Raw genomic sequence first — 26,459 nt, 5'->3', positions numbered from 1 at the left:
CGAAGCCACCACGGCATCGATCGACGCGGGTTTCTGAGGGGCGAAGTCCCGCCGGGACGGGAGGCCGCTCGGCCGTCCCGCTTTTTCCACATCTCGAGCGCCGTCGTGACCGTCCGTCCGGAGCGCGCGGAGGAGGTGGCCGGGCGCATCGCCCTCCTGCCGCAAACCGAAGTACGGGAGATCGCGGGGTCGAAGATCGTCGTCATCCTGGAGGGCGGGAGCACCGGCGAAGTCGGCAGCCGGCTCACGGAGATCGCGCTGATGGAGGGCGTGTTCGCCGCGAACCTCGTTTTCGAGCAGATCGAACCCGTCGACGACAACGGAGACGACGCATGACGCTGTCCCGCCGCGAGATGCTCAAGGCGCAGGCCGCGGGCGTCGCCGCGCTCGCCGCCAACATCGTTCCCTCGGCTCAGGCGCAGCCCGTCGCCGGCGGCGTCGACGCGCTGGAGATCACCTGGTCCAAGGCGCCCTGCCGGTTCTGCGGCACCGGCTGCGGCGTCATGGTCGGGGTCAAGGAAGGAAGGTCATCGCGACCCACGGCGACATGAAGGCCGACGTCAACCGCGGCCTCAACTGCGTCAAGGGCTACTTCCTCTCCAAGATCATGTACGGCGCGGATCGTCTGACGCAGCCCCTCCTGCGCAAGAAGGACGGCGTCTACGCCAAGGACGGCGAGTTCACGCCGGTCTCCTGGACAGAGGCCTTCGACACCATGGCCGCGCAGGCGAAACGCGTGATCAAGGAGAAGGGGCCGACGGCCCTCGGCATGTTCGGCTCGGGCCAGTGGACCATCTTCGAGGGCTACGCGGCGACCAAGCTGATGCGCGCCGGATTCCGGTCGAACAACCTCGACCCGAACGCGCGTCACTGCATGGCCTCGGCGGCTTACGCCTTCATGCGCACCTTCGGCATGGACGAGCCGATGGGCTGCTATGACGACTTCGAGCACACGGACGCCTTCGTGCTTTGGGGCTCCAACATGGCCGAGATGCACCCGATCCTGTGGACCAGGGTCGCCGACCGTCGCCTCGGCCATCCTCACGTGAAGGTGGCGGTGCTCTCCACCTTCACGCATCGCAGCTCCGACCTGGCCGACATTCCGATCATCTTTAAGCCGGGCACGGACCTCGCGATCCTGAACTACATCGCCCACCACATCATCGAGACCGGGCGGGTCAACACGGATTTCGTCGGCAAGCACACGACCTTCGTGCGGGGCGCGACTGAGATCGGCTACGGGCTGCGGCCCGACGACCCGCGCGAGGTCGCGGCCCGCAAGGCGGCGGATGTCGGCGCCACCACGCCGATCGATTTCGAGGCCTACGCCGCCTTCGTGAAGGACTACACGCTGGAGAAGGTCTCAGCCCTGACCGGCGTCGAGCCCGGCTTCCTCCTGCAGCTCGCCGAACTCTACGCCGACCCCACGCGCAAGGTGGTCTCGCTCTGGACGATGGGCTTCAACCAGCACGTGCGCGGCGTCTGGGCGAACCAGCTCGTCTACAACCTCCATTTGCTGACCGGAAAGATCTCCGAGCCGGGCAACAGCCCGTTCTCGCTGACCGGCCAGCCCTCGGCCTGCGGCACGGCGCGCGAGGTGGGGACCTTCGCGCATCGCCTGCCCGCCGACATGACCGTGACCAATCCGGAGCACCGCAAGCACGCGGAAGAGATCTGGCGCATTCCCCACGGCGTCATTCCGGAGAAGCCCGGCTACCACGCCGTCGAGCAGGACCGGATGCTCAAGGACGGCAAGCTCAACTTCTACTGGATCCAGGTGAACAACAACCTGCAGGCGTCGCCGAACAGCACGGGCGAGGCCTATCCGGGATATCGCAATCCCGAAAACTTCATCGTCGTCTCCGACGCCTACCCGACCGTGACGACGATGGCGGCCGACCTGATCCTGCCGGCCGCGATGTGGGTCGAAAAGGAAGGCGCCTACGGCAACGCCGAACGCCGCACGCATGTCTGGCGTCAGCTGGTCCAGGCTCCGGGGGAGGCCAGGTCGGACCTGTGGCAGCTGATGGAGTTCTCGAAGCGCTTCGTCACCGACGAGGTCTGGCCGGCGGAGATCCTCGACGCCAACCCGAACTACCGCGGCAAGACGCTGTTCGACGTTCTGTTCAAGAACGGTCAGGTCGACCGCTTTCCCGTGAGCGAGACCGACCCGGCCTACGCGAACGCCGAAGCCAAGGACTTCGGCTTCTACCCGCAGAAGGGGCTGTTCGAGGAATACGCCGCTTTCGGCCGCGGCCACGGCCACGACCTCGCGCCCTATGACCTCTACCACGAGGTTCGCGGCCTGCGCTGGCCGGTGGTCGACGGCAAGGAGACCCTCTGGCGCTACCGCGAAGGCCTCGACCCTTACGTCAAACCGGGCAAGGGCGTGGAGTTCTACGGCAACAAGGACGGCAAGGCGCGGATCATCGCCGTGCCCTATGAACCGCCCGCCGAAAGTCCCGACGCCGAATACGATCTCTGGCTGGTGACCGGGCGCGTGCTCGAGCATTGGCATTCGGGCTCGATGACGATGCGCGTTCCCGAACTCTACAAGGCGTTCCCCGGCGCGCGCTGCTTCATGCATCCGGACGACGCCCGAAAGCGGGGCTTCAACCAGGGCGCCGAGATCAAGATCATGTCCCGGCGCGGCGAGATGCGCACCCGCGTGGAGACGCGCGGCCGCAACAGGATGCCGCCAGGCGTGGTGTTCGTGCCGTGGTTCGACGCCAGCCAGCTCATCAACAAGGTCACGCTCGACGCGACCGACCCGATCTCCAAACAGACGGACTACAAGAAATGCGCCGTCAAGATCGTGCTGGTCGCGGCGTGATGCGGGGATCAGCCTTCCTCGGGGCCGCTCTTGCAGGCTGTCTCGTCCTCACCTTCGGCGCCGCCCTGTCGCAGGAGGGCGCCCCGGTGAAGATCGTGCCGCGGCTTACCGGCGCGGCGCAGCCGATGGCGCTGGAGCGGATCCCACCGCTCGGCAGGCCGGTCATCGACGATGTGAGGCGCATGCGCAACTACCCGGAGCAGCCGCCGGTCATCCCGCATTCGATCGACGGCTATCAGCTCACCCTCAACGCCAATCGCTGCATGGATTGCCACAAGCGCGAATTCACCGAGGGTTCCGGCGCCCCGATGATCAGCGTCACCCACTTTCAGGACCGGGACGGACAGGTGCTCTCCGACGTGACGCCGCGGCGCTATTTCTGCACCGCCTGCCACGTCCAGCAGACCGACGGGCCGCCGCTCGTCCCGAACCTGTTCCAGGACGCCAAAGACCTCGGTCGGAAACCATAGCGGCGGGCGTGATGGCTAAGTTGAAGTCCCTTCTCGCCTGGCTTTGGAGCGCGGCCGTCCGCTTCTGGACCGTCATTAGCCGGCCGAGCGCCTATCTCAGCCTTGGCTTCCTGACGCTCGGCGGCTTCGTCTGCGGCGTGATCTTCTGGGGCGGCTTCAACACCGTGCTCGAGGCCACCAACACCGAGAAATTCTGCACCTCCTGTCATGAGATGCGCGACAACGTCTATCAGGAGCTGACGCAGACGGCGCATTTCTCCAACCGGTCGGGGGTTCGGGCGAGCTGTCCCGACTGCCATGTGCCGCACGAATGGACGGACAAGATCGCGCGCAAGATGCAGGCCTCCAAGGAAGTGTGGGGCAAGATCTTCGGAACGATCGCGACGCGCGAGAAATTCCTCGGCATGCGCCTCGAGCTCGCCAAGCACGAATGGGCGCGGCTCAAGGCCAACGACTCGCTGGAGTGCCGCAACTGCCACTCCTCGGTCGCCATGGACTTTACGAAGCAGACGCGCAGGGCGGCCGACATTCACAGCCGCTTCCTGGTGAGCAAAGAAAAGACCTGCATCGACTGCCACAAGGGCATAGCGCACTTGCTGCCGGACATGAGGGGCGTCGAGCCTGGCTGGAAGGACGCTCCTGAACTCCAGGGCAAAGGCAGCGCCTCCCTGCACGATTCCGGCTACGCGGCGCGCGCCTACCTCGCCGAGGCCGATAAACCGTAGGCTGCAGATTCATTCGGAGCCAGAAGACGGGGATGACCGGGACGGCGTCGGCATTTCGGGCCAGACGCGGGAACGGGTCGAAAGCGTAACCCATTTCGTGGAGCAGGTGGCAACGCCGATTGGGTTTTAACTCGGAGCGGTTTCGCGCTGCAGGCGGCTGCGGCGCGGGTCAACGTTGGACTGCCCCCTGAGAGTGGTCCTCCCTGAGGTGCGACTCATGATCTCTCCTACGACGGTCGCGCGGACGACCGGTGTTGGGAACGAACAACGGAAAGCTTCGTTGGGCGTGGCGGCCGGGAGGAATTGAATTGACGGACTGGGAGAGGCGCGCGGCACGGGAGCGCGGCGGAGGCCAGGCCGTCGATCGACGAAGAGCCGAACCTCGCAGCGTTCAGTTTCGGTGAGTCGGTCGCCCACGGCATGACGCTGGAGCCGAAGCGCATCGGCAGCAAATGGCTTTACGACGCCGAAGGGTCCCGCCTGTTCGACGAGATCGTCGCCTCGCCCCGCTATTACCTGCCTCGCGCTGAAACGGAGATTCTGCAGGCGCGCGCCAGTGGTACAGCGCGACTGAAGCTCTTCAGCTCTTCCACGCTCTTTTGAAAGTCGGCGCAGCGCTCAAGCAGGTTCGCAGCGGAGCTCGATTGTTGAGGCAACGAGTGCCGACTTCCTCCTCAGCGCGATCCGGCCGCGAAACGAGGCCGCGTCATTGGCACTCGAATAGGCCTTCGTCAGCGCGGCCCTTAAGGGAGGATGCCTCGCCTACGGCGGCCGCGGCAGGCTGCAGCCCGGTTGCCTCGGCACCGCGCTAGAGGTCCCTACAGTTCTTGCTGCGCCAGCCGCTCCGCCCTCGCCGGCCTTCGCGGATAAGCCGTTGTCCGGGCACCCGCCGCCGTGCAGCCGGCGGGAGGAAGCCCAAGCTGCCGTCGTGGAGCCGATGCGCTCCCGCGCGGAGGAAGGACCCGCAGAGCGACGCGAGGCCGAAAGCCAGCGCGGCGGTCCTGTTTCCGATGCACGTCGTGCCGCCGGCGCAACCGAGATTGCCGACCCGCCGGAGCGCGTCGGGAGGACCGCTGCACCGAAACGGGATGCCGCGAAAGAACCAAGCGGCGGAGCTTGCGTCCGCTTCAGCGAAGCCGAGCATGATGCGTCGGAGATCGCGGCGCTGATCGTGAGGGAGAACCGAGCCTGATACAGTGGGGCCTGCGGCTGCCCCGATGATCGGCACAGAGCGGGAAGAAGTGTGGCGGCCGCTCGGCTTATTCGAGAGCAGGCGGGCGCAAGCTGTATTGCTACCCGGATGGCGTTCCAGCTTCTCTCGTCGCTGAATACGGTCTTTCTCGATCAGGTCGGTGAGTTGTGGGGCATTTGCACTTGCAGAACTCAGGATATAGGTTCATCTCACTCATAACCCCGAAGAGGAGTGAAGTGCGCGATGAACGATGAGATCGACTTCGTTGGCTATGCGGCGGATATAGTCAGCGCCTACGTCAGCAACAATTCAGTGGCGCCCGCTGATCTTCCCAGCCTGATCGGCTCCGTCCATGACGCGCTGGTCAAGACAGGCTCCGGCGCGGTGGCCGAGCCTGTCGCGGAGCTCAAGCCGGCGGTGCCGATAAAGAAGTCGGTGACGCCCGACTTCATCATCAGCCTCGAGGACGGCAAGAAGTACAAGAGCCTCAAGCGGCATCTGCGCACCGCCTACGACATGAGCCCGGACGATTACCGCGCCAAGTGGGGCCTGCCCTCGGACTATCCGATGGTTGCTCCGAACTACGCGGCCGCCCGCTCTGAGCTCGCCCGCAAGATGGGCCTGGGTCGCCAGCGCGCAGCCGCCAAGGCCGCTCCGGAGCCGGTTAAGGCAAAGCGCGGTCGCAAAGCCGCCGCCTGAGCTGATCGGGAGCACTCCTAGACCGGAAGGTTGTCGCACCCCTCCGATCGCGACGGGCCGGCGATGTCCAACCGTCGGCCCTTTGCCGCTCCAGGTCGTCTGGACGAGCGGCTGGCATGAGGAGGCCCGAAACACTGTCACTCGGCGTGAAATTTCCGCGCCGATTGACGTGACCCACGTTTCTCATCCAGCCGAAGCGAGAGTCCTCTTTTGATCTGAGATCGTCGATGGCGGGTGCAAGGGGCCGAAGCGCGCGTGGGGCAGCGACCGGAACAGCGTCTCGTTCAGAAGTTCGTCCCGCAGCCGGCCGTTGAAGCTCTCGATGAAGCCGTTCTGCTGCGGCTTGCCTGGCGCGATGTAATGCCATCCGACGCCGGTCTCATCCGCCCAGCCGAGGATCGCGTTGGAGGTGAACTCCGTTCCGTTGTCGCTGACGATCGTCGTCGGCCGGCCGCGCCGCGCGTACGATGTCGTCGAGCTCGCGGGCGACCCGCAGGCCGGACAGCGAGGTGTCGGCGGCGAGCGCCAGGCATTCCCGCGTGCAGTCGGTCGACCACGGCGAAGATGCGGAAGCGACGTCCGTCGGTGAGTTGATCCGACAGGAAGTCCAGGCTCCAGCGCTGGTTCGCTGCGACCGGCGTTTCGATCGGTCGACGCGTTCCCATCGCCCGCTTGCGACGCCGCGACGGCGGACCGTCAGCTTCTCCTCGCGATAGAGCCGCTGCACGCGCTTGCGGTTGACCGCATGGCTTTCCCGCTTGAGCAGCACGTGCAGTCGTCGGTAGCCGAAGCGCCGGCGCTCCGCCGCCAGCTCCTTCAGCCGACCGCGCAGGACGGCGTCGTCGGGCGCGACCCCTGATAGCGTCCGCTTGACACTTCCATAAGCGCCCACGACGCCGGCCTTAATTCCAGCAGAGTTCATTATGCCTAGCTGCACAGTCTGGAAGGTGCCACGATCTGTGTTGTAACTGATATCAACCCAATTCCTGTCGCATAAGCATTGACATTAAGCAGACTCTGATTATCACTATTAAAAGAGCTTTCGATACTCGCGCCCGCCACAATGGTGCCGATGCCATAGCCATAGGCCTGCGTCGCATCAATAGTTGCCGATTAACCACCAAATGGATTACTTATAAATCGACTTACTGTCGTATATAGACAGGCCTTAAGCTCCATACCTGGTAAAAGACGCATCAAAATTAAGACTATCCATGGTCGTCCCCTCTAATTATTTTTCGTTCACGCTCCACGCTCCGAGCTTACAAAGTTCGATTCCACGATACACGGGCACTGTAAGTAACGCTAACGTGCAAACTGACCCTATTGTTTGTATCGCAGTAAATGGTCGCGCAGGATCACCGAAAAAATAAAGCACACCCAACGGCAGCGCAACGAATATGTACATAAATGGTAGAAAAGTTCGGAGTAAAAATTCACGACCAATATTATTAATGTGATTTCTAAAAAGAAAACACTGCAAATATGTCGCGTATACACCAACGATCGCAATCGAATATGGATCGAAGTGGTGTGCAATATAAAAATCAACGCCGTAATACCTGTGAATTAGTTCTGCGGTAACATTTACAAAAATAGAGACATACATAAGTATTAATACCCATTTAATCCTTTTCTCGAATGAGATTACAGACCTAGGTATTGGATTGATCCTGGATAATTGACGCAGCATGTTCATTCACTTCAATTCGTCATTTTCGCCAAAGGCGCACTCGCTAAAAAATTCTAATTCTCGGAGTGCTACGCTAAAGAACAGTAATTCGCTTGGCACTTCTGGAAGCTGGCGCGGTTTCAGCTAACCTTGAGGTGAGACTATGGACGCGCCTAATTTGACATCTCAACCCCATATTTTACGTATTCGCTAGCGATTCTTATCGGTTTGATCAGATGGAAAGGTGATAAACAGTCGTAAAATTGCCGCAACAAAGATGAAGAGAAAAGACTGCGTCATGAGCAAAAACAAAAAAGGTAATATAACTTTCGCATCCAACACTCTAAATATGCCAGTTGGCGTAACAGGTACACCTTCAGACATGACCTTCGACGCGCCAACTCTCAACAAAATGAAAAAGGTAGCGCCGGCCAGCAGTATCGGCACGACTCTCGCCTTTGGTTGGTCGTAAGTGTTCCGGCGCACTTTGCCTTGAGCTGCGTTCCGCTTGAAATTCCTCGAATCTTCAACAATTTCGTACCGCCAGTAAATCCCCGTATATATATAATGCATCAAGTACGGAAGTATAAGAACAATTGAAAGCGCCACGAACTGGCGCGAATATGGATCGGGAAGACCTCCGAACCACGATTGCTCGAACGGTAACAGGCTGGATCGGGCAAGCCAGTCGACCATAGGTCCCGTAATAATCTCCCGGCGCTCGCTTGACAGCAGCAATACAGGTGAATACGCGATCCCCATGAGGCCGTAATTCAGCAAATACCGAACCAACTTGGGTCTCTTTCGCCTCACGTCCGGGCGTCCTCCGCCTCGCGAGCGGCCCGCGCAGCGGCGTCCTCTGTCTCGGCGAGCTTGGAGCGAAGCTCATCGAGCTGATGAGCGAGCTCTTCGGAGACATCGCGCGGTGGTTCCGGAGGCGAGAACGGCGGCGGCGCAAAGCTCGGATCGGCAAAGGCGCGGTGGAACCAGACGCCGAGCTCGCGAGGGAGCTTCAACGAAGACAGGGCCTGAGCCGCCGTGCCCTTGTTCTCCTGCGCGGCTACGTTTCCAAGCCGCCCGAGGTGGTGGAAGACGTCGGCGGCTTTCGTCGGCAGCAGGCCCGCCCGCTGAAGACGCGTCAGAATTTCGGCGAAGCCCTCACCTGAAGCGGAAAGCGCGTCTTGGCGGGCGGCGACCAGTCGCGCCAGCTCCTCCGTGAACTGACGAATCTTCAGGATGCTCGTCGGAGGATCGACGTGAAGCGACCATTCCGGCAAAGCGCCGAGCCGGGCTAGCTGCGCCGAGCTCGCCTCCAGGAACGTGAAGTTGGCCGAAGAGCTGATCATGCGTCCCGAAATCAGAGCGGATTCCACGGATCACGCCGAAGTCTGATCCAAACACAAGCGACGCAGCGCAACCCTAACGCGCCGCTTCGCAGAGCGGTATAGGTCTTGGCCTCGGAGGCGACGAAGAGGCGCCTCGGGCGACATGATCAAAGCGGGTCTCACCACGAAGCTTGAGCCGACCCATAACGACCTCTCCCGGGGAGCGACACCACTTCCCTCGGGTGTATCCCCATGGGCCGGGGACGCGGCGCTCGTTCAGCCGATCGGCGATCGGGTGTTGCGGCCATAGCCTTCAGGAAGGCCGCGGAGAGCCGCGCGCAGCTCCATCGCACTCGTGCGCGGCGCGGCTCTGAAGCGGCAGGAGCCAATCACGTGGCGCGACCGGATCCGGCGGCTTAGTCCGGCAAAGGGCGCTCGCGACGATTCGAACCTTTATTATCGTGGCGACCCGAGGCTGAAGAGATCACCCAGTCAGCGGACACAGTAAGTGTCCGCCTCGGGTCAACAACGGCTTTGGGGACGGTCCAGCCCAACTCTTGGCAATACCGCCCAGCTGCGGGTCGCGTAGTAAACGGACGCCCCTCACCAATCCGCCTTGCCGTACGTTGACTCCATGGAGAACGGTAGATCGGCCACGCTCCGCCACGAAATGCGCAGCTCGAAGAGGACAAACTCTCAGGGGCAGACCCGGCGATGGGCGTCATGCTCGGTCAAGTGGCTCTACTTCAATAGCGCTGCCCAGCACGCCTTCCGTAGTAGTTGGCGAGCGCCGGCACCAGCTCGAGCGGCTCCGGCTCGTCCTCGTCGGGCGACAGGTCCAACGGCGTCGGAATAGTCGAGCGCTGTGGGCCTCGATCGCGCCCAGGCATGCGCGGCTTCCTGGTCGAGCTGCCAGGCCGGCCGGCCAGTGATCCGCTCGATCTGGGCGTCATCGTCCAAGCAGGAGAAGACCGCGGGGTCGAGCCAGCGCAGCCACGGATAGTAGGTTGCGCGCCACTCGCCCATGATCTGCGCCTTGGCCTGGGCGAGCAGCGCCTCGGTCGGGGTCGAAGGATTCTTGGCCCGCATCTCCGAGAAACGGATCTCCAGATTCAGCGCGCCGGCCGCGCTGTGGCGGTCTTCCTCGGGGTCGAGCGCGGGCTCGGTGGAAACGATCCGGCCGGCCAGGCGGCGCGCCTCGGCGGGGGCGGAGTGCTTCACCATTGCGTCGTCGCTGAACAGCTCGTCTACGATGACATCGTCCGGCACCGCCGTGCTGTGAATCATGATGGTCGGCGGGACGCTGTCGGCAGTGCGATAGATGCAACGCGGGCGGCCGATGGTCTGCGCCATCTCCTGATCGCGCCAGCCTTCATCGATCCACCGACCGTAGCCCTCGGGCATGCTCGGCACCTTGCGGATGACGTCGTGCCCGTTCCGAAGCCGGACGACGCGATCCTCCTTCACACGGAACAGCTCGACTGCATTGCCCTTGTCGTCGATCGTGAGGCCGTCGCCGCGAAGATCGTAGGGCTGCGGCGGTACCTCGTCGTCATACCCGTAGGCCGCCGCGAGGGCATCGTTGGTCGAGATCGGAAATTGCGACCGTCCGACCGGCATCAGGCCGACATGGTTTTTCGCGCCGTCCCGCCCGCGGACGTCGCCATAGTGCATAGTGTCGAGATTATCCGGTGCGCGCCATCCGGCCTTGACGACCTTCAGGACCTTCTTCGTCGCGGTGAACAGCTGTCGGCCCGGTGCTGCGAAATCGGCGTTCATCGCGAGCGCCAGCCGGATCCTGCGGACGTTCGCTTCCTTGGCCGCGATCTGCTCGGCGTTGTCACCGCCGCGGGGTAGGATCTGGTAGTCGCTGTAGCTGCGGTCGACGCACAAGGCGACGCGCTGGTGCGGGATGACGGGCACGCGCACGGGCGTCGGCGTCCGGCCGAAGGCCTTCTCGACGAGCTTCATGTTCGCGCTGGCGTCGAGCAGCAAGCACGGCACGTCGGCCCAGTTCAGCTTCATCCGACGGCTGATGCGGAGGTGGCTATAGCGCTGGTCAGCGACGTGCAGGCCGACCAGCTCGAAGGGCTTGGCGACGTAGCCCGGCTGACGCGCGGCCTTGGCCTGCTCGCGCTCGTTGTGCTCCTGGGTCGCCTTGTAGACCGCCGCGTCCGGGTCGCGCAGCTGCAAGCGGGCGTCGGCGGCCCCGCGAGCCAGGGCGCGCGGTCGGGCCTTCTTCACGTCCTCGACCTTCTTTTTCAGATCCTTGAGGACGACCTCCGGGATGTCCTTGGTCGCCATGGCGACGTGGTTCTCCGCGCTCAGCAGGTCCAGCGCCCACGCTTTATGTGCGAGGCGGTCCTTCTCGATCATCTCCATCCGCTCGCCGATGACCTTCACGAGCGCGCGCTCGGCGGTCCGCCCGCGGCCGCCCTTCGGCCGAGCGTCCAGGACCGCCGTCAGCTTTTCCAGGGCCATGTTGGGCTCGATCTTGACGGCGTCTGAGCGCGAGACGCACGCCTTCGCGGCGAGGTACAGCACGCGGCCGGTCAGATGGCTGAAGCTGGGGTCGCGATAATCGAGGAGCACCTGGGCCGCGTCCTTGCCGGCCGCGAGCGCGTCGCAAACCATGCGGCCGAACTGCTGGCGATAGGCTGCAGCGTCGTCAGTGGAAATCGGATAGGGTTCGGCCTTCTCGCCCTTTCGGGGCTTCTTCCAGCCGAGTTCGATCGAGAGCTCCTGGCTCACGCGGCCTTCGCGCGCGCCGACCAGATCCTCCAGCCGGATGTTGTACTCGCGGGCGAGCGCCAGCGTCGGGTCCTCGTCAACGACCAGGCCGACGACGCGCTCCTTCAGGCTTTTCGGTGTCCCCGCCATCGTAAGATAGGCCGCGGGCGCGATCACGATCTGGCAGGTAGCGAGAATGGCCTTGAGGTTCTTGTAGCCACACCTGCCCTCCATCCAAATGGTGCACTTGCTGACGCTGCCGTCTTCATTCTTGCTCTCGCACAGGCCGGCGCCGGACAGGTCGTTGTCGGACAATCGCTGGAACAGAGGGGCGTATGGGCAGCCCATCTCGCCCACGCAGCTCGCCTTCCCCGTGGCGATGCCGATCCGCACCTTGGCGCTGGGCCCGGTCGGAATGGGGCTCCTGTAGTCAAGGATCTCGACCCCCGGCAGGCCCTCGGCCTGCAGCTTGCGGCCGGCGTTCAGCAGCTTGTCTGCGAGCTCGCCCACGAGACGCTTGGTCTTGACGCTGAACATGATGCGTCCGTCGTGGCGGCGTTCTTCGTCCTGCATGATCGTGGCCAGGCCGGTGCCGACGTTCGTGGTCTTGCCCGAGCCAGGAGCCAGGATGATCGCCTGCATCCAGCGCGCCATGGACTCGGCGGTGCCGGTGACGACGCCCTTCTCTTTCTCCTCGCGGTGCCTTTCGATCGCGGCCATGAAGTCGTGGGCGGCCTGGAGCGGCGCAGCGGCGACGACCCTGAAGATATCCGAGCGGTCGGTCGGCAGGGCGCGCGCGATGCGGTCGGCCTCGACCTGCTCGGGCGTCTTCGGGACGACGGTGAACTGCGCCTCTCCGGTCGTCGGATTGAACCGCGGCTTGAACGTCTGGGGGCCGATCAACTCCGCGAGACGCGAGCCCTCCATTCGGTCGAACACGCCGGCGGGCGTTACCGGCCGAGCCTTACGATCGCCGCGGCTCGGCGTGATCCGACCTGCTGCCAGGTCTCGCGTCTTGAGTGCGATCTTGCTGTTGATCTCGCGCAGGAGGAAGTTGTCGCCCCAGCCGCCGCGATCGATCTTCGGCGCGATCGCATCGAACGCCAGTCGCGCGAGCTCGGCGCGGTCCTGGCGCGAGTATTCCTTGGCGGGGTTGACGCGGACGAGCTCGAAACAGAACGCGTTGACGTACTTCTCGCGGCCATCGGTGATCAGGCCCGTGACGGGATCCGCCGTCCAGTCGCTGTGGTTTCCAACCTTGACCGATCGCTTGGCGTCCGGCGTGGCCGGCAGGTCGCCGAGCTCGACGCCGTAGCCGACAATCGTCGGCTTGTAGATCGCCCGCAGCTTGCCCAGCGCCTCCTCGAACTGGGCGAGCTGCGCCTCCGTAATCACGATGAGGGCCTCGGGGCTGACCTTGGCCGGGTGTTCAAGCCACTGGAAGCGTGCGCCCGTGGAGTGATGGCGACCGTAGAAGGTCACGGTGGAGTTTTTGGCCAGGATTTCGACCATGTGCTCCGAGGCGACGGTCTCGTCGTCCTCGACGGCCAGCCTCAGCGTCCGCTTGTTGAACGAGGCCGTTTCAGCAAAGCGGTAGAACATCATGATCTTCGGCGCATTGCCGATACGGCGGTATTCCGTGTCCCCGAGGATGGTGGTCGCGAGGTTCTCGATCTGGACGGACAGCTCCTCATCCGTCACGTCGACGTCAATGGCGATCGCGTTGCCCGAGCTCGGACCCATGATGACCGCGACGTTCGAGGTTGGGGAGTGAAGTGACCACTTCGCGCCCATGGCCTTGGACGGACGCTCGGTCTGGTACTGGCTCCAGGCGATGACCTCGCCTTCGATGCGCGCCGGCAGGCGGCGGCCGGTCCGCTCCTGCGGATAGGTCGACCAGCCCTTCTCGAGGAGGAGCGGGCCGTAGACCGAGAAGAAGGACTCGCCGATCTGCTCGCTGGTGACGATGATCGGTTCCTCACCCTCCTTCCGTCGGTTGGCGAAATATTCCCGAAGGTCGAGCATCAGCTCAAGCCCCCGACGGCGAGCTGAGTCACTCCCTCAATGGCGGACGCGCGATCGCGCTCCGCGAAGCCCTCGGAATTCATGGGATCGCCGCACTCTTAGATAGCCAGGACCCCGGAGGCTGCGCGCTGCCATACGCGCTGGGGTCGATGCAGATAGAGTACCCACCGATCCGCGCGATCCGCAAGAGCCATGGATAAGAAATAGTCGCGTAGAAATCACACTTCCTGCGACTTTCAAACTATCTCCGGAGAGCCCAGTCCGAGACCCCCTGCAACTCTTAGGGTCCTGCCGGTAATTTGTAGTTTGCAACTTGCAAGTTACGGCTCGAAAATTTTCAAAAGCGGTGCTGGAGGGCGTGCTGCTTGGTCTGATGAGGGATAGTGGCAAAAGAAATTTTGTCTACTAAGTCGCTATCCCTCATTTGGACATAGATTCGTGTAAAAACTCGTGGGACTCTGGGACAGTTCGGTGCAGGCACCGATTTGGCTTAGTGGTTCTACGTAGAGCATGCGACGTGGCTGGAAGATCGGTTTCTCCCAAGACCGGAGAGCTGAAAAAGAAGGTTCTCGACGAGGTTCAGCGGCTGATCATCAGCCACAACCTCACTCCGCGGCGGGTCATGTACTCGGGCCGTCCGATGGAGCGGAAAATGTTTGAGCGCCTCGCGGTGCTGCACGTCCGGGACATCGTCGCCTGGGGCCTGCGCCGCATGGCCGACGCGTTTGGCCGGGTCTACGTGCCCTGCGTCGCCGGCAACCATGGCCGCTCGACGCACAAGCCCGAGTTCAAGCGCTACGCCTACAAGAACTTCGACTGGCTGATCTACCAGCTGCTGATCCGCGAGTTCCCTGGCGACGACCGCATCACGTTCGATGTCCGCCCCTCGAACGAGGTCTTCTATTCGGTCTACGGCCACCGCTTCCTGCTGATGCATGGCGACATGCTGGGCGTGAAGGGCGGCGACGGCATCATCGGCGCCCTGGGCCCAATCGCCCGCGGCGAGGTCAAGGTCCGCGGCTTCGCGGCCTCGAGCGGCATGCCCTATGACACGCTGCTCATGGGCCACTGGCACCAGCAGCTCTGGCTGCCGCGCGCGATCGTGGCCAACACCCTCAAAGGCTATGACGAGTACGCCAAGAACGCGCTCCGGGCCGGCATCTCCGCCCCGTCGCAGCCGCTCTGGTTCCTCCACCCCGACCGCGGGATCACGTCCCGCTGGGAGGTCGCCGTCGAGGAGCCGAGGAAGGGCCCGATGACTGATTGGGTGAGCGTGTTCAATCCGACCGAGGGGGTTGCGGCGTGATCAATCAGGGTCCGGAGAACCCGAAGGGCGCAGCTGGCCGGGCGAAGCTGACCTTCTGCAACATCCCTCCGCTGGCCCAGCTCTATGACGCCGCGGCGCATGACAACGGTGGGGTCAAGTATGACCCTTATAACTGGCGCGAGGTCCCGATCCTGGCGTCGGTCTACATCTCGGCGATGGAGCGGCACCTCGGGCTCTACAAGGCCGGCATCGACATGGACGACGGCCCGAAGGGCTCTGGCCTGCCTCACATGGCGATGGTTCGCGCGAACGCCGCTATCCTGATCGACGCGGGTAACATGGGTGTGTTGGTTGACGACCGACCGAAGACGCCGGGCTACGAGGTGTTTGCCCACAACCTGGCGACGCTGAAGGCTAAGTGGATTGCCGACGAGCAGCGCCGGCGCGACGCCGAGGAAGCCCCATACAACGAGGCCCTCGACGCGGCCTAGGCTTCGGCGTCCTCGCCCTTTGGGGGATCCGGCTTGTGGATCCGCTTCAAAGTCGGCTTGTTGCTGTGCGACGCATAGATCGCGACATAGGCCTTGCCGGTCTCGATGAAGGCTCGGACGTCGTCCTTCGGCTGCGCCATTCCCATCCATTGCTTCCCCGGCTGGAGATCGCCAGGGATGACCGGTGGATGGCCTCGGGGCTGGGGGTGGAGCACTAAGTAGCTGGGGTCCATTCTGTAGAGCAGGCAGTCTATCGGATTCTTGAAGCCGACGATTCCGAAATGTGTGATCGTCGTCGGCTGGTCTCCACGGTTCGTCACCGTCGCGACGAGGTACCGGCCGCGATCGATCTCGCCGCCGCCAACCATAGATGCGTCGGCCATCACGGACACCACGAGCTTCGGCCCGCTCTCGAACCAACGGCGGATCTCTAGCGCTGCCGCTCCAGTGGCTACCACGGCGGCATAAATGGCGATCCAGTCGGCTGGCGTCATGCCGCTTTGGGCCATTCAACATGGTGACCAGCGAGCTCGGGCCCGGGCTGCAGCCGGACCCTGCTCGTCTTGCCGATAAACATGATCTCGCGGCGACCGTCATCGGCGTCGTGGTCGACGACGGTGATGGTGTGCATGTTGTCCCGATGAAGCGACCAGCGCCTGATCGCGTCGATATTCCTGGGAGCGAAGAATGCCTCGACGTCTCCCAGGCTCTTCATGATTTCCATGAACTCCTTGTCAGCCTCCTTGAGCCAGATCACCGCGCGCCGCCTGTCAGCTTCCTCAAGGCCTATGACGAAGGTCAGGGTCGCGTCGTCCGTATCGCCGCAATCGAGCAGCCGGAGTTCCCGTTCGAGGCGCTCTAGCTTGGCCACGGGATCGAACTTGGACTGGAGCACGGTCAGGCCGCGGAGGTAGCCGAACGAAACATCGCGGGTCTGCACGCCCGATGTTCCGCGGAAGCCCGCCGGTCCCGATCCGAACTTCCGCTCGATTACCTCTGGGACGACTAGCCTGCCCACATCCTTGCCGACGGCCCGTAGGATCCGCTGCACCTCACCTCCTTTGGAGGCGAATTGCCGGTGCAGCCGTCGAGCCTCGACTGCTGTTATCTTGAGCTCCTCGATCGCCGCCAGCATGCGGGGTACTGCCGGGAGCACGGTGAGCAGGTAGTTGTGATCCGCGATCTCGAGCTGCTCGTGCTTGTAGATCCTCTCGGCTTCCGCCGAGTTCTCGCGGCTCGCGCAACAATGGCCGATTACGGCCGCGAAGCGCTTTTCTGGAAACCAGCACAGCCGTCCCTTCAGGAAGCGGTTCGGCGTGCACATGGGGCAAGGAGCCTTGTCCGCCTCCGGCCGCTTTCGCTGGTTGACCGTGATCTCGCAGACGATGCGGAAGCGTTCATCTGGCGAAATCGCGCCATGGTAGAGCTCAGCCATCGTTTCCGGCCGGCCGGTCTGGGCTACGTGATCCCTGACCTTCTGGGAGAAGCCGGGATCAGGCTTGTCGTCGAATTTTCGATACGTCGGATCGGACACGCGGGCGCCTCCGAGAACGGAAGAGGAAACTCACCCTTCGTTCTCATTACACCAACCAGGGCGTGTAGAATGCGACTCAATATGTTGCCATGCAAGCGCTGGCAACCCACTATATATTCGCCTCCACAGGAAACGCCTGTCGACCGTGTTCCCACTCCGTTTCTCACGCCACCCGCGTCCAGGGAGTGCCCATAAGCTCGTCGAAGCGGTCGAGGTCGTGGACCGTCAGCAGCGCGACGCCAGTAGACCCGGCGAGTGTGCGCGCCGATGACGTGTAGCCCGCGTTCGTGACGACCGCAGCGGCATCACACCTGTAGTGCTGCCGCGCAGCGTACACCTCTTGCACCGACTTATTCCCAACCGGAGACGTGTAGTACTTGCACTGAACGACAGCGCGGAAGCCGTTCTTATCGGCGAGCACGTCGGCGCCCTGATCACCAGTCGCCCGCGTGGTTACGGCCGTCCAACCCAGCTTCCGGAGCCTTCGCTCGCACCACTGCTCAAAGCCAGTCGGCGTCATGAAGTCCGGCATCGCGCTGTCGCCTGCGATCTCCTCGGACCTCTTCACGACAGGCGCGATGACTGCGTCCTTGAAACTGTTCAGCGGCTGGCGCTGCATCGCGTCAAAGGCGCTGCGCTCGTTGTCGTCGAGTTTTGGGTAGATGACCTTCTCGATGAAATAGCGCCATTCCTTCTGCCAAGCGGCCTCGTGCAGAACGCCGTATTCATCGGTCCGCACCATCGCCAGCCTCTTTCGAGCCAGCGTTTCGAGATGCTCCTGGACCAAGGCAGCAGCCTTGTCGGTTGCTGCCTGGAAATGATTGGGGCCACCCGACGCTGCTACGAACGAATACAAGACTACGCCGATCACTATGACGATCACTATGATCGAAATCGGCCTAGTGTACTCGAAGAACAAACCGGCGATGATAAGGCCAAGGACGGCCACCATCTGTATGATAACGTCTACTACTCCGGCGCGACTCAATTTGATCCCCGAACTAATACAATAAGATGACCGTCTGGCGGGACTCGGACGCGATCCGACATCGGCTTGATCAGCGCGCCGGCGTCATCGTCACCAGGCGCTCGTGGACCGACGGTCCGCGGGTCCAAGTGTAGCGCAGAGTGTAGCCGTTGGCGGCCATCTCGACCGGGGCCGAGCCCGCGAAGGCCGCCTTCATGCGCGGCCAGGCGTCCGGAGCAAGGACGGCCAGCGTCCCGTAGAGATGGGCCCCGGCCTCCGTGGAATCGGCGTGGAGGCCCCATGGGCCGTCCCTGAAGTAGTCGTTCCACATGATCTTGATGTTCTCGACACCGCCGCCAGCGGGCGTCTCGTTCACGAAGACCTTCGCCGTCTCTTCGGAACCCGAGATGCAGCCATAGAGCCTGCCGTCGCCGTACATGGCCGGAGTGATCTTGTCGCGCCTGCACGACAGCGTACCTCGCAGGCGCCGAACGACATCGTCAAACCGAGGCCCTGAGAGGGCCACTGGCTTCGGAACGATGATCGGCGCTGGCGCGGGGACCGCCGCCCTCTCCATCCTCGCCGGAGCCGGACTTGCGGCGGCCTGCTCTGGCTCGGCAGCCTGCCCCGTCAGGTAGCTCCAGCCCAGGAACCCCACCAAGAATAGAGCCATGGCGCGCAACAAGACGCCACCCATCCGTCCCGCAGTCGAGGGCTCATCGTATTCATCTGGGCGAGGACGTCGGAACAGCTTCGGCCCAAACAGGATCGTCACGACCACACCGAGCGCTGCCCCGGCTCCGGCGCCCTGGAGGCCGCCGATCATTCCCCCAACAAGGGCGAGGAAAATCGTCGAACCCAAGCCCAAGCCAACAATGGCATTCGCCGCGACACCGCGGGTTTTGTCAGCGCCGCAATACTGGCAGACTTGGCCGATGGCCGAGATCTTGCCCCCGCAGTTGGAGCAAATCATGTGACGTTCCCCGAAAGCCGAATCCACGGCAGCCGGATGGTAGCGGTGGGGTAGTTGCCATATCGTAATGGGGTCCGCGAGCGGGCGCGGTCACGCCGCCTCTTCGACCCCGTCTTGCTTCGGCCCTCGCGCCACGATCATCAACGCGTCGTCCGGCAGCGGCCGCTGCAGCGCCTTCGCCTCGCTCCAGTCCGCCCGCAGCCAGACGTCGACCTCCTCGGACGTCGTCAGGATCACCGGCATGGCCTTCGGGTGCACCGGCGCAACGACGGCGTTCGGCTCCGTGGTCAGGAATCCGTAGACGTCGGCAGTGACCTCGCCCTCGCGCGCCTTCCGGACTGATGTCCATGACGTCCAGATCCCGGCGAACACGACCGGCGGCCGGCTCTCGTCGAGCGCGAACCACGTCACCTCTTTCGTCCTGACATCGTATTCGGAGAACGACGTGAACGGCACGACGCAGCGGTTCGCGGGCCCCAGCCACCGCTGCCAATGTCGGCTCGAGACGTTGCGGATGTTGGTCGTCCCGCTGTCCGGTTCAGCCTTCAGCAGCGCCGTGAAGTCGACCTCTTTGCCCTTGGCGCGCAGCTTGTCGGCGCGCTTGGTCGCGGCGTCCAGGAGCGCCTTTTGGGATGACGGCATGCCCCAGCGCGCCATCGCCAGCTCGCGCTCGCCGTCGACGGTGCGGACGATCGGCGCCGGGTAGTCGGGGAAGATCCCGGGCATTGGCGGCAGGTTGCCTGTGCGATCGGCCATTGCCCGCGTGAGCTGGCGGATCGCCGCCTGGCCCTTGGTCAGCGAATAAAGGTTACACATCAGGAGCGGCTACGAGTTTCTTGCGCATCCAGAGCTGGCGATGATCGTCAGGGAACCGTTCCAGCTCTCCGAACGTCTCGTAGCCTCTCCGTCGATAGAACTCCGGAGCCTGGAAACTAAAGGTGTAAAGGAAGGCGTCGGTGCAGCCTTTGTCCACTGCGATCTGTTCCGCCTGTCGCATGAGGCAAGAGCCCACGCCGGCGCCGCGAGCTGACTCATCGACCCAAAGCATGCTGAGGTAGAGCCACGTCCACGATATGAAGGCTTGTACGCCGCCGATAAGCGCGCCGTTGTCGTCGCGGGCGACCACCCAGATCGGCGAGGCCGGGAAAGGGCCGACCTGTACCTCGTTGAATCGGGACAGTCCTTCGGAGACCAAATTTTGTGCGGCTTCGTCGGGCGTGTCATCGAGCGTGATCATGCAATCTCTCCCGCGCGGCTATCGCGGCCTTTTGTGCCCCAAGCATCAGCTCGGCCTGTGGGAGCGCCAGCCTCCACCCTCCCGCACGTAGATCTTTCCGGCCCGGCCGTCCTTGGTGAGCAATATCTCCTGGCAGGACGCGTCGTCCTGCGCGAACTCGATCTCATCGGTGAGATCGATGATGGTGGGGCAGTCCTCGACGGCGATCATCCGACGGGCCCCGTCGGTAATCGTGCGTGCGCCGGCATCGGCTGGCTGGCGACTGAACATGGCGCCACGGTCATGGACAATCCGCGCCCTGTCCATACCTAGTAGTGCAGGAGATATCCCCATGCACCCCACCACAGCCATCGTCGGCAGCGGCGACTTCCTCCGCGACCAGGGGCATGCGGCCCCTGACATCGTGCGCGCACGCAATCTACTGTCCAACGAGGTCGACCTCCTCGTCGAGGCCCACGGCTCCATCGAGATCGCTCGGCGCGCTGGCCTGACGGTGTACGAGATCGAGCAAGTCGCCGCTGGTCATGTCTCGGACTGGAGCGTGGCCGGCCTCAAAGCTGTCGTTAGCTACGCGTCCTGATCCTGCCGCGCGAATAGCCCCGCGACGTCGTCGCGGACAGCCGCGCGACCTCCTCCTCAAGGGCCGCGTTCGCCACCAGCAGCGCCCGGACCGCGGCCCAGGCGTCGCCGTCTCAGGCCTCGATCGCCTGGTCAGTGGCCAGATCGAGCGGGCTACCCTCGGGGCTTAGATTCTCGGTAGCTTCAGCCATTTCTGTCGCCCCTCACAACGCGTTTTCCGCAGGCTCAATGCGTTTTCTGCAGACGTGATCATGCCGCGAGTCGGGTTGACGCCGCCAGTCTTTGTTCTCTTTGCGTTCTCATGGGAGCTGTGGAAACGATAGGCGACGCGATGTCGGCCGGCTGGCGCGTGCGGGCCAGGTGCGTCGATGGCCTAGTCGACCACCAGACCTCGAGCCGCAAGTGCGACGTCTTCGAGGAGCTGCCTCTACGCGCGCTTGCCTGGACGCGAGGGCTGGCCTTCCCGCTGTCGCGGCTCGAAGGATGCCTGAAGTGCCCGAGGTGCGGGAACAGGCGGATCAGCTTGGTCTTCGAGCCGCCAGCACCGACCCAGGCGAACGCCAAAAAGGCGGTCTACGGGCGATGATTATGTGATCAGCAACATATCGGGTGGATATGTGATTAGGACCATGTCCGGGCCTAAAATGTTGAAACAACAGATTTGGTTGTTATCCCCGTTCATGGGCGGCGATAGAAATGGGATAATATCGGAAAGTGATATTATCTGAGGTTACCCCCTACATATGTTGTAACAACAAGGTTGGTTGTAATGGGGGATGCGAGATCAGCGCGGCTTAAGTCCCCAGCGCTCCTCGACTGCATCGATCTCAGCCCTGATTGCCGCGTCAGTGCGGCCGCTCTCACGATCGTCAACGATCTCAGCCACCATCGCCGGCAGGTCGCTCGTGTCGCGGCCGAGAGGATCGATACGGTGGCCCATCGGGACGTCGATCGCGAGATCAGGCTGGTGCGCGGGGTTCTCGACCTCGACGGTGGCGTTTTTCCCTCGGCCGCGCGTGATCACGTAACCCCTCGGATTCGAGACGATCCGGGTGTCGGCGACACGATAATCGCGGTTCTTGTGCACGTGACCGTGGATCCAGAGCGCCGGCCGCCAGCGCTCGATGAACTCGGTTAGATCGCTGGCGTAGCTGGCGTCGATTGTCTCGGTGACCTTGCTCTCCCGCAGTGATCTCGGGTGCGGCGCGTGGTGGGTCACCACGACCGTCGGGCCGTCGAAGGGCTGCGCCAGGTGCCAAGCCAAGCGGTCGAGCTGCTTACGGTGCGCGGCCAGCGCGTCGACCGGGCGGAAGCGGCCGTAGCCGCTCGACTGCAACTTGATCCTGCGGTGGTCGTTCATCCCGCCGATCTTTTGATCGGCCGTAGACATCGCGAGCTTGGCGTCGCCGCCGACCTCGTAATCGGTCCAGAGGGTCGCCCCGACGAAGCGCGCGCCGCCGATGACGACGGCCTCACCTTCGGCGAGCAAATGCATGCCCAATTCGGCCGCCAGCTCGCGGGCCCGCGGCAGGTCACCATCGATCGTAGACGTGTGGCCGAACGCGCGGTTGCCGTAGTGGTCGTGATTGCCCGGGACGTAGATGACCTCGTGGCCCCTCGCGCGGACCTGCTCCGCCATCCAGGGTAGGCTCTTGTCGAGGCGCTCGCAGACATCGCCGGCGATCACGACAACCGCGGCGTCCGGCGCCAGCGCCACGGTGTAGGGGTGGATGTCGATGTGCAAGTCGCTGAGTACCGAGATTTTCATGGGATCCTCCAGATCTCCGATTCACGGAAACCGAGATCCCTGAAAGTCACAAACGGCCCCGTTTTCCGTTAACCGGCGAAAGTTATTTCAACGTACGGGCGCGTCTTCGGCGAGTTGCCGACAACTCCTGGAGAAAGGCGCAAGCACTATTTGCTGCGTCATCCTGACTCACTCTCGTGCTGCGCGGATGCGCGCGAGGACATCTGCCCAAGATTTCTGCGCTCGCGTCCAGGCGCGGCTGGCGTCCGGATCCTCGACCACGGCCTGCCACCCACCGGCGACGACGATCAGAGACACCGCCTGCAAACATTGCCACGCGGCGTCGCGGTCGCCGCCGAGTTTGAGCTGGTTGACGAGCTCGACGGGGTCGGGCTCATCGATCGACAGCAACCTAGCGGCTGTCTCGCCACCCACCAGCGCGATGCGGCGCTCTGCGATTGCGCGCGCGAAAACCCCGATCGTCGCGACGGCCTCGCGCAGGGTTTTTGGCTCGAACAAACTCGTCATCGCAGCATCTCCTCACACGCCGCCCACGTCTCGCGGGCGTAATCGGCCGCCTGAGCCATCGCCTCGTCCCAGCCACCGACGGCGCGGATGACCTCGATCTGGTGCGCGAGGCCATCCGCCCGGGCATGCTCGCCGGCTCCCCGGAGCTCGACGATGGCCCGCGCGATCGACACGCATGACCGCGTCCGGATGATCGACGCGAGCAGGGCCCTGTCGACCAAGGCGCGCTTTGCCAAGTCGCCCAGTGCGATCGCCAGGGAGACGACGACGGCTGAATGCTGCACGCTCATCACGCGCGCCCCATCAGGGCATCGCGACCGTCGACGAGGACCTCCAGCGCACGGCGGAGCTTCCGGATCGAGCCGCCCGGCCACGCCGATTTGAGGACATCAAGCTCGTCGGGTGCGAGGTCCTCGATCCAACGCTCGTCGAGGCCACGCTCGGCCGCGATGTCGCCGAGGATTCGGCGGGAGAGATCGCCGACATGGGACCAAGTCGGGTCCGGCACGGTGATCACCCGCAGGCGATCGCGGAGCGGCGTGGGCACGTCCTTGAGCGTGTTTGCGGTGGCGATCCAGCTGACGTGGCTGAGGTCGACCTCGATCTCAAGCGCGAGATCCCGGTAGCGGGCCGCCGTGCCGCGCTCCAGGAAACCCAGTAGCGCGTCGGCCAGCGAGCCGTTGCGTCTGTCGAGATCGATCTTGTCGACCTCGTCGAGCACGATGAGAGGGTTCGCGATTCCGCTCGACCGGATGAGGTCGAGGGCTACGCTCGGACGAGCCGAATGCCACTGCGCTGAGGTCCCCATGGCCGAGCTGTCGGCGGCCCCGCCGCAGGCGTAGATCGTGGACGGCAGGCCGATCACCTCGGCGATGGCGCGGGCCAGGCTCGTCTTCCCGCACCCAGGCGAGCCGATCAAAAGCGTCGGCCGGATCCAGGGCGTCTCGGCCGAGGACAGATCGCGCAGGATCGTGCTGATCGCCTCGCGGGCATGGGGGAAGCGGACGGCGAGCTCGATCTGCTGGCCGATCGGGTCGACGCGGCCGGCCAAAGGAAGCTGCCTGCCCGCGATGCCCTCGAAGCTCCTCCACAGGTCCTTACGCGCGCCGGCGGGATTGGCAGGCGCCGCCGGCACCACCAGGACCGAGGGTGCATGCCGGAACCGTGACCCGCGGAACTCGGCACGGTCCTCCGCGACATCGGCCAGTGCGTCGGCGATCGCATCTTCGTCAGCGGGAGGCAGCTCAGTCTCTATCGGGGCGTCCAGGAGATCACCGGCGGCATCGGCCTGATTGACCATGCTAGCGAGGCGATTGAGCGCCGCCTGACCCACGAGTAGGACATGGCTCGGATCCTCGAAACCGACGGTGTATCGGCTTGCGAGGAGGCCAAGGGCGAAGGCAAACTCCTCGGCCTCTGCGTAAGAATTCGGCCCCCGCTGGATCAGGTGTCGGACGAGCTCGATCCGGCCGCCCTTACCCATGGCAGCGAGGTAGACACGGCAGCGCACGATGCCGTCTGCCAGCTGTCGTCCCAGGTCTGCATCTGTGGCCGAGGTCTCCACCTCGACGCGTGTGAGCTCCGAGATCGCGCTGGCCAGCAGGCCTGGAGAATGCGCTGCAGATATCAGCTGCAGGATCTCGCGGAGGTCAGGATCGGTGAGCTCGGGCTCGGCAAGCAGCGAGCGCGACCAGGTCGTGATGTCGTGGATCAGACCCTTGGGCCACGGAAAGCCGGTCAGGAGCTCGTGCACCGTCGGCAGGCGGCCCTCGCGGACCTCGTCCTCGGCCTGACGGCGGGCGGCGACGTGCGATATCGCCAGCGGGGGCGGATTCTTTCGGGATGTCATAGCGTCTCTCGCGATGGGCGAACACAGGTCGCGAAGGGCAACCTGCTGAGACCGTAACCTACGGGGAGTCCGGGCGTCTAGCCGCAACCGCGGCGACGGTTAATCGATCCTGCGGCCACCCACATTGTCCCCCGCGGCCTGCAGCGCAGCCACGATCAGCTCGTCATGCAGGCCGGCCGCGCGCCACTCCGCGATCAGCTTCGCCAGGGCACCATCGGGGTCGAGCTCGCGCTTCTTCGCGACGGCGGCATCGAGCTTATCGATGACGGCTGCTGGGATCGGGCTCTCGCCGGTGAGCCAGTAGGCCGCGCGCCGCGGCTTGCCGTCCACAACCGCGGCGATGCGCTCGACGAGGTCGGTCTGTGAGAGCCCACGGCCAAAGGCATCCTCGGCGGCGCGGCGCAGGCGGCCAGTGATTTCGTCGTCCAACGCAAAAGCCCCCGCGATCGACTCGCGGGGGCCATCATATGCGCTCTCGCCGGGCGCGGTCACTCGCACCAGCGCAGGTCCTCGAGCATCATGCTGTCGATCTCGCGGCAATCGTCATCGCTCTCGGGGTCGAGCCCATTGTCGGCGGCGATCTCAAGCCAGCGGCGCTCGACCTCCGCTGCCCATTCGTCGTCGGTCGCGGTCCACCAATTGCGAGTCATGAGCTGACATCCTCGGCGGGCGCGTCATGGGTCCGCGCCTTGAGCCAGTCGGACCACTTCTCGGCGTCAACGAGTAGCCCGTTGTCTCCGTAGCCCCACCTGACGCGCCGACTAGCTCCATACCCACCCCAATAGCCAGTGGCGCCGCAAGCGGAGCAGATCACCCAACCATCATGCCGGCCGACCAGGGCGGCGACCGCCGCTGCAGTGTCTCCTACCGGCGGGTGGTCAAACAGCCTAGCCGGCGAATGACGGCATGCCATCAGTGAGCCTCCACCAGGCCGTCGAGGTGGCGGGTGACGAAGCGCCGGCTGTCCGCGAGCTCGGCCTCGTGCTGGCGGTGGCGGTGCAGGGCGGCCAGGTAGTCGACGCCGGCGGCCGCCGCCTGGGGCGTCGGGCAGTCGATCATGCCGTCGTCCAGAGAGCCGCCGGCATCGAGGAGCGCCTGTCGGGCGGCCGCGACCGTGACGGGCTGGAGGAGACCTTCACGGCCTCTGGCCACTCGGGGGCCTGAGAGGCCTCGTCTCCGATCCGGTAGACGATGGCGACCTTATTGGAGCCCGGCTTTCCCATCCGCAGGGCGCCTTCGGACTCATCCATGAGGGAGGCCAGCCGGGCATCCATGTCGACGTCGATGTCGACCGCGACGCCGGCGGGCACCTGCTCGAGGTAGGGGCAGCGCGCCAGATCGATCGTGCAGCGGCCGTTGGAATTCTTGGTGTTCATGGTCATCCTCGCGATGGGCGATGCGGGCCGCGATGGGCGAGCCGCCGATGGGTTCAGTCGTTCTTTTCGAGTTTGGAAATGCGGTCCTGGGCGATGACGAGCTCGCTCTCGGCGACCTGCAACCTCATCAAGACGTCCTCGAGGTTGGCCTCGAGCTCCTTTACGCGATCATCCATGTTTACCTCCTCTGTGTCGAGGGTCCGTGCCTTCGACACATTAAGGATAGGCACGACGATTCGA

The 26,459-nt window shown here is 63.9% G+C and carries 27 protein-coding genes and 2 pseudogenes; 9 read left to right on the top strand and 20 right to left on the bottom strand.

Annotated elements, in window-relative coordinates; genetic code table 11:
* Positions 1-33 precede the first annotated feature (33 nt).
* The 6 genes and pseudogenes from ACO2RJ_RS02530 to ACO2RJ_RS02505 all read left to right on the top strand — a co-directional run bounded on the left by ACO2RJ_RS02530 (position 34) and on the right by ACO2RJ_RS02505 (position 5,919).
* On the top strand, positions 34-336 hold the full coding sequence (locus tag ACO2RJ_RS02530; RefSeq protein WP_423268891.1) for a chaperone NapD: 303 nt from the start codon (positions 34-36) through the stop codon (positions 334-336).
* Positions 333-2,833 (top strand): annotated as a pseudogene (gene napA, locus ACO2RJ_RS02525) (periplasmic nitrate reductase subunit alpha). Before ACO2RJ_RS02530 ends, napA begins: the two are co-directional and overlap by 4 nt.
* The gene (locus ACO2RJ_RS02520; protein WP_423266435.1) at positions 2,833-3,303 is read left to right on the top strand and encodes a nitrate reductase cytochrome c-type subunit; all 471 of its coding nucleotides are present in this window, start codon (positions 2,833-2,835) and stop codon (positions 3,301-3,303) included. Before napA ends, ACO2RJ_RS02520 begins: the two are co-directional and overlap by 1 nt.
* An 11-nt stretch (positions 3,304-3,314) precedes the next feature.
* Positions 3,315-4,028: a cytochrome c3 family protein gene (locus ACO2RJ_RS02515; RefSeq protein WP_423266434.1), complete on the top strand. Its 714-nt coding sequence runs from the start codon at positions 3,315-3,317 to the stop codon at positions 4,026-4,028.
* A gap of 363 nt (positions 4,029-4,391) precedes the next feature.
* Entirely contained in the window at positions 4,392-4,631 is a 240-nt protein-coding gene (locus tag ACO2RJ_RS02510; RefSeq protein ID WP_423268890.1) for an L-histidine N(alpha)-methyltransferase, read from the top strand.
* 832 nt (positions 4,632-5,463) lie between these two features.
* Positions 5,464-5,919: a MucR family transcriptional regulator gene (locus ACO2RJ_RS02505; protein ID WP_423266433.1), complete on the top strand. Its 456-nt coding sequence runs from the start codon at positions 5,464-5,466 to the stop codon at positions 5,917-5,919.
* Between the two features lie 249 nt (positions 5,920-6,168).
* On the opposite strand, the pseudogene ACO2RJ_RS02500 reads toward ACO2RJ_RS02505, so the two are convergent.
* The 4 genes and pseudogenes from ACO2RJ_RS02500 to ACO2RJ_RS02485 form a co-directional block, all read right to left on the bottom strand.
* Positions 6,169-6,763: pseudogene (locus tag ACO2RJ_RS02500) on the bottom strand (IS3 family transposase); the annotation flags it as partial.
* A 1,038-nt stretch (positions 6,764-7,801) separates the two neighbouring features.
* Complete coding sequence (locus tag ACO2RJ_RS02495) at positions 7,802-8,383, bottom strand: hypothetical protein (protein ID WP_423266432.1); 582 nt, start codon at positions 8,381-8,383, stop codon at positions 7,802-7,804.
* Positions 8,384-8,400: 17 nt separating this feature from the next.
* Complete coding sequence (locus tag ACO2RJ_RS02490) at positions 8,401-8,937, bottom strand: hypothetical protein (protein ID WP_423266431.1); 537 nt, start codon at positions 8,935-8,937, stop codon at positions 8,401-8,403.
* Positions 8,938-9,657: 720 nt separating this feature from the next.
* Complete coding sequence (locus tag ACO2RJ_RS02485; protein ID WP_423266430.1) at positions 9,658-13,671, bottom strand: bifunctional DNA primase/polymerase; 4,014 nt, start codon at positions 13,669-13,671, stop codon at positions 9,658-9,660.
* Between the two features lie 652 nt (positions 13,672-14,323).
* Here ACO2RJ_RS02485 and ACO2RJ_RS02480 point away from each other — a divergent pair.
* A complete protein-coding gene (locus ACO2RJ_RS02480; RefSeq protein WP_423266429.1) occupies positions 14,324-14,977 on the top strand; it encodes a hypothetical protein in 654 nt (217 codons plus the stop codon).
* Positions 14,974-15,429, top strand: a complete 456-nt coding sequence (locus tag ACO2RJ_RS02475) for a dATP/dGTP diphosphohydrolase domain-containing protein (RefSeq protein WP_423266428.1) — start codon at positions 14,974-14,976, stop codon at positions 15,427-15,429. Before ACO2RJ_RS02480 ends, ACO2RJ_RS02475 begins: the two co-directional genes overlap by 4 nt.
* Here ACO2RJ_RS02475 and ACO2RJ_RS02470 read toward each other — a convergent pair.
* From ACO2RJ_RS02470 to ACO2RJ_RS02440, 7 genes are all read right to left on the bottom strand, one after another.
* Complete coding sequence (locus ACO2RJ_RS02470; protein WP_423266427.1) at positions 15,426-15,923, bottom strand: hypothetical protein; 498 nt, start codon at positions 15,921-15,923, stop codon at positions 15,426-15,428. The two genes, ACO2RJ_RS02475 and ACO2RJ_RS02470, sit on opposite strands and share 4 nt — an antisense overlap.
* On the bottom strand, positions 15,920-16,963 hold the full coding sequence (locus tag ACO2RJ_RS02465; RefSeq protein ID WP_423266426.1) for a hypothetical protein: 1,044 nt from the start codon (positions 16,961-16,963) through the stop codon (positions 15,920-15,922). Before ACO2RJ_RS02465 ends, ACO2RJ_RS02470 begins: the two co-directional genes overlap by 4 nt.
* A 163-nt stretch (positions 16,964-17,126) precedes the next feature.
* Positions 17,127-17,915 (bottom strand): restriction endonuclease, encoded by a 789-nt coding sequence (locus ACO2RJ_RS02460; protein ID WP_423266425.1) that lies wholly within the window; start codon positions 17,913-17,915, stop codon positions 17,127-17,129.
* Between the two features lie 106 nt (positions 17,916-18,021).
* Complete coding sequence (locus tag ACO2RJ_RS02455) at positions 18,022-18,903, bottom strand: hypothetical protein (RefSeq protein ID WP_423266424.1); 882 nt, start codon at positions 18,901-18,903, stop codon at positions 18,022-18,024.
* A gap of 90 nt (positions 18,904-18,993) precedes the next feature.
* Positions 18,994-19,719: an SOS response-associated peptidase gene (locus tag ACO2RJ_RS02450; RefSeq protein WP_423266423.1), complete on the bottom strand. Its 726-nt coding sequence runs from the start codon at positions 19,717-19,719 to the stop codon at positions 18,994-18,996.
* On the bottom strand, positions 19,712-20,140 hold the full coding sequence (locus ACO2RJ_RS02445) for a GNAT family N-acetyltransferase (RefSeq protein ID WP_423266422.1): 429 nt from the start codon (positions 20,138-20,140) through the stop codon (positions 19,712-19,714). Before ACO2RJ_RS02445 ends, ACO2RJ_RS02450 begins: the two co-directional genes overlap by 8 nt.
* A gap of 45 nt (positions 20,141-20,185) precedes the next feature.
* Entirely contained in the window at positions 20,186-20,410 is a 225-nt protein-coding gene (locus tag ACO2RJ_RS02440; protein ID WP_423266421.1) for a hypothetical protein, read from the bottom strand.
* 61 nt (positions 20,411-20,471) lie between these two features.
* On the opposite strand from ACO2RJ_RS02440, the gene ACO2RJ_RS02435 reads away from it, so the two are divergent.
* Positions 20,472-20,720, top strand: a complete 249-nt coding sequence (locus ACO2RJ_RS02435; RefSeq protein ID WP_423266420.1) for a hypothetical protein — start codon at positions 20,472-20,474, stop codon at positions 20,718-20,720.
* Positions 20,721-21,503: 783 nt separating this feature from the next.
* On the opposite strand, the gene ACO2RJ_RS02430 is transcribed toward ACO2RJ_RS02435, so the two are convergent.
* The 9 genes from ACO2RJ_RS02430 to ACO2RJ_RS02390 all read right to left on the bottom strand — a co-directional run bounded on the left by ACO2RJ_RS02430 (position 21,504) and on the right by ACO2RJ_RS02390 (position 26,395).
* Entirely contained in the window at positions 21,504-22,487 is a 984-nt protein-coding gene (locus tag ACO2RJ_RS02430; protein ID WP_423266419.1) for a metallophosphoesterase, read from the bottom strand.
* Positions 22,488-22,655: 168 nt separating this feature from the next.
* Complete coding sequence (locus tag ACO2RJ_RS02425; protein ID WP_423266418.1) at positions 22,656-22,994, bottom strand: hypothetical protein; 339 nt, start codon at positions 22,992-22,994, stop codon at positions 22,656-22,658.
* On the bottom strand, positions 22,991-23,284 hold the full coding sequence (locus ACO2RJ_RS02420; protein WP_423266417.1) for a hypothetical protein: 294 nt from the start codon (positions 23,282-23,284) through the stop codon (positions 22,991-22,993). Before ACO2RJ_RS02420 ends, ACO2RJ_RS02425 begins: the two co-directional genes overlap by 4 nt.
* Entirely contained in the window at positions 23,284-24,843 is a 1,560-nt protein-coding gene (locus tag ACO2RJ_RS02415; protein ID WP_423266416.1) for an AAA family ATPase, read from the bottom strand. Before ACO2RJ_RS02415 ends, ACO2RJ_RS02420 begins: the two co-directional genes overlap by 1 nt.
* A 99-nt stretch (positions 24,844-24,942) precedes the next feature.
* Complete coding sequence (locus tag ACO2RJ_RS02410) at positions 24,943-25,272, bottom strand: hypothetical protein (protein ID WP_423266415.1); 330 nt, start codon at positions 25,270-25,272, stop codon at positions 24,943-24,945.
* A 59-nt stretch (positions 25,273-25,331) separates the two neighbouring features.
* Positions 25,332-25,493, bottom strand: a complete 162-nt coding sequence (locus ACO2RJ_RS02405) for a hypothetical protein (protein ID WP_423266414.1) — start codon at positions 25,491-25,493, stop codon at positions 25,332-25,334.
* A 262-nt stretch (positions 25,494-25,755) separates the two neighbouring features.
* Positions 25,756-25,902, bottom strand: coding sequence for a hypothetical protein (locus ACO2RJ_RS02400; RefSeq protein ID WP_423266413.1), 147 nt, complete (start codon positions 25,900-25,902; stop codon positions 25,756-25,758).
* Entirely contained in the window at positions 25,899-26,219 is a 321-nt protein-coding gene (locus ACO2RJ_RS02395) for a hypothetical protein (RefSeq protein ID WP_423266412.1), read from the bottom strand. Before ACO2RJ_RS02395 ends, ACO2RJ_RS02400 begins: the two co-directional genes overlap by 4 nt.
* A gap of 53 nt (positions 26,220-26,272) precedes the next feature.
* Positions 26,273-26,395 carry a hypothetical protein gene (locus ACO2RJ_RS02390; protein ID WP_423266411.1) on the bottom strand — a complete coding sequence of 41 codons (123 nt, stop codon included), beginning with the start codon at positions 26,393-26,395 and terminating at the stop codon, positions 26,273-26,275.
* Positions 26,396-26,459: the final 64 nt, after the last annotated feature.

This window comes from Hansschlegelia sp. KR7-227 (genome assembly GCF_049446035.1).
Classification (GTDB): Bacteria; Pseudomonadota; Alphaproteobacteria; order Rhizobiales; family Methylopilaceae; genus Methylopila.
The sequence above is the reverse complement of the archived record's forward strand: the minus strand, read 5'-3'. Positions and strand labels throughout refer to the sequence as shown.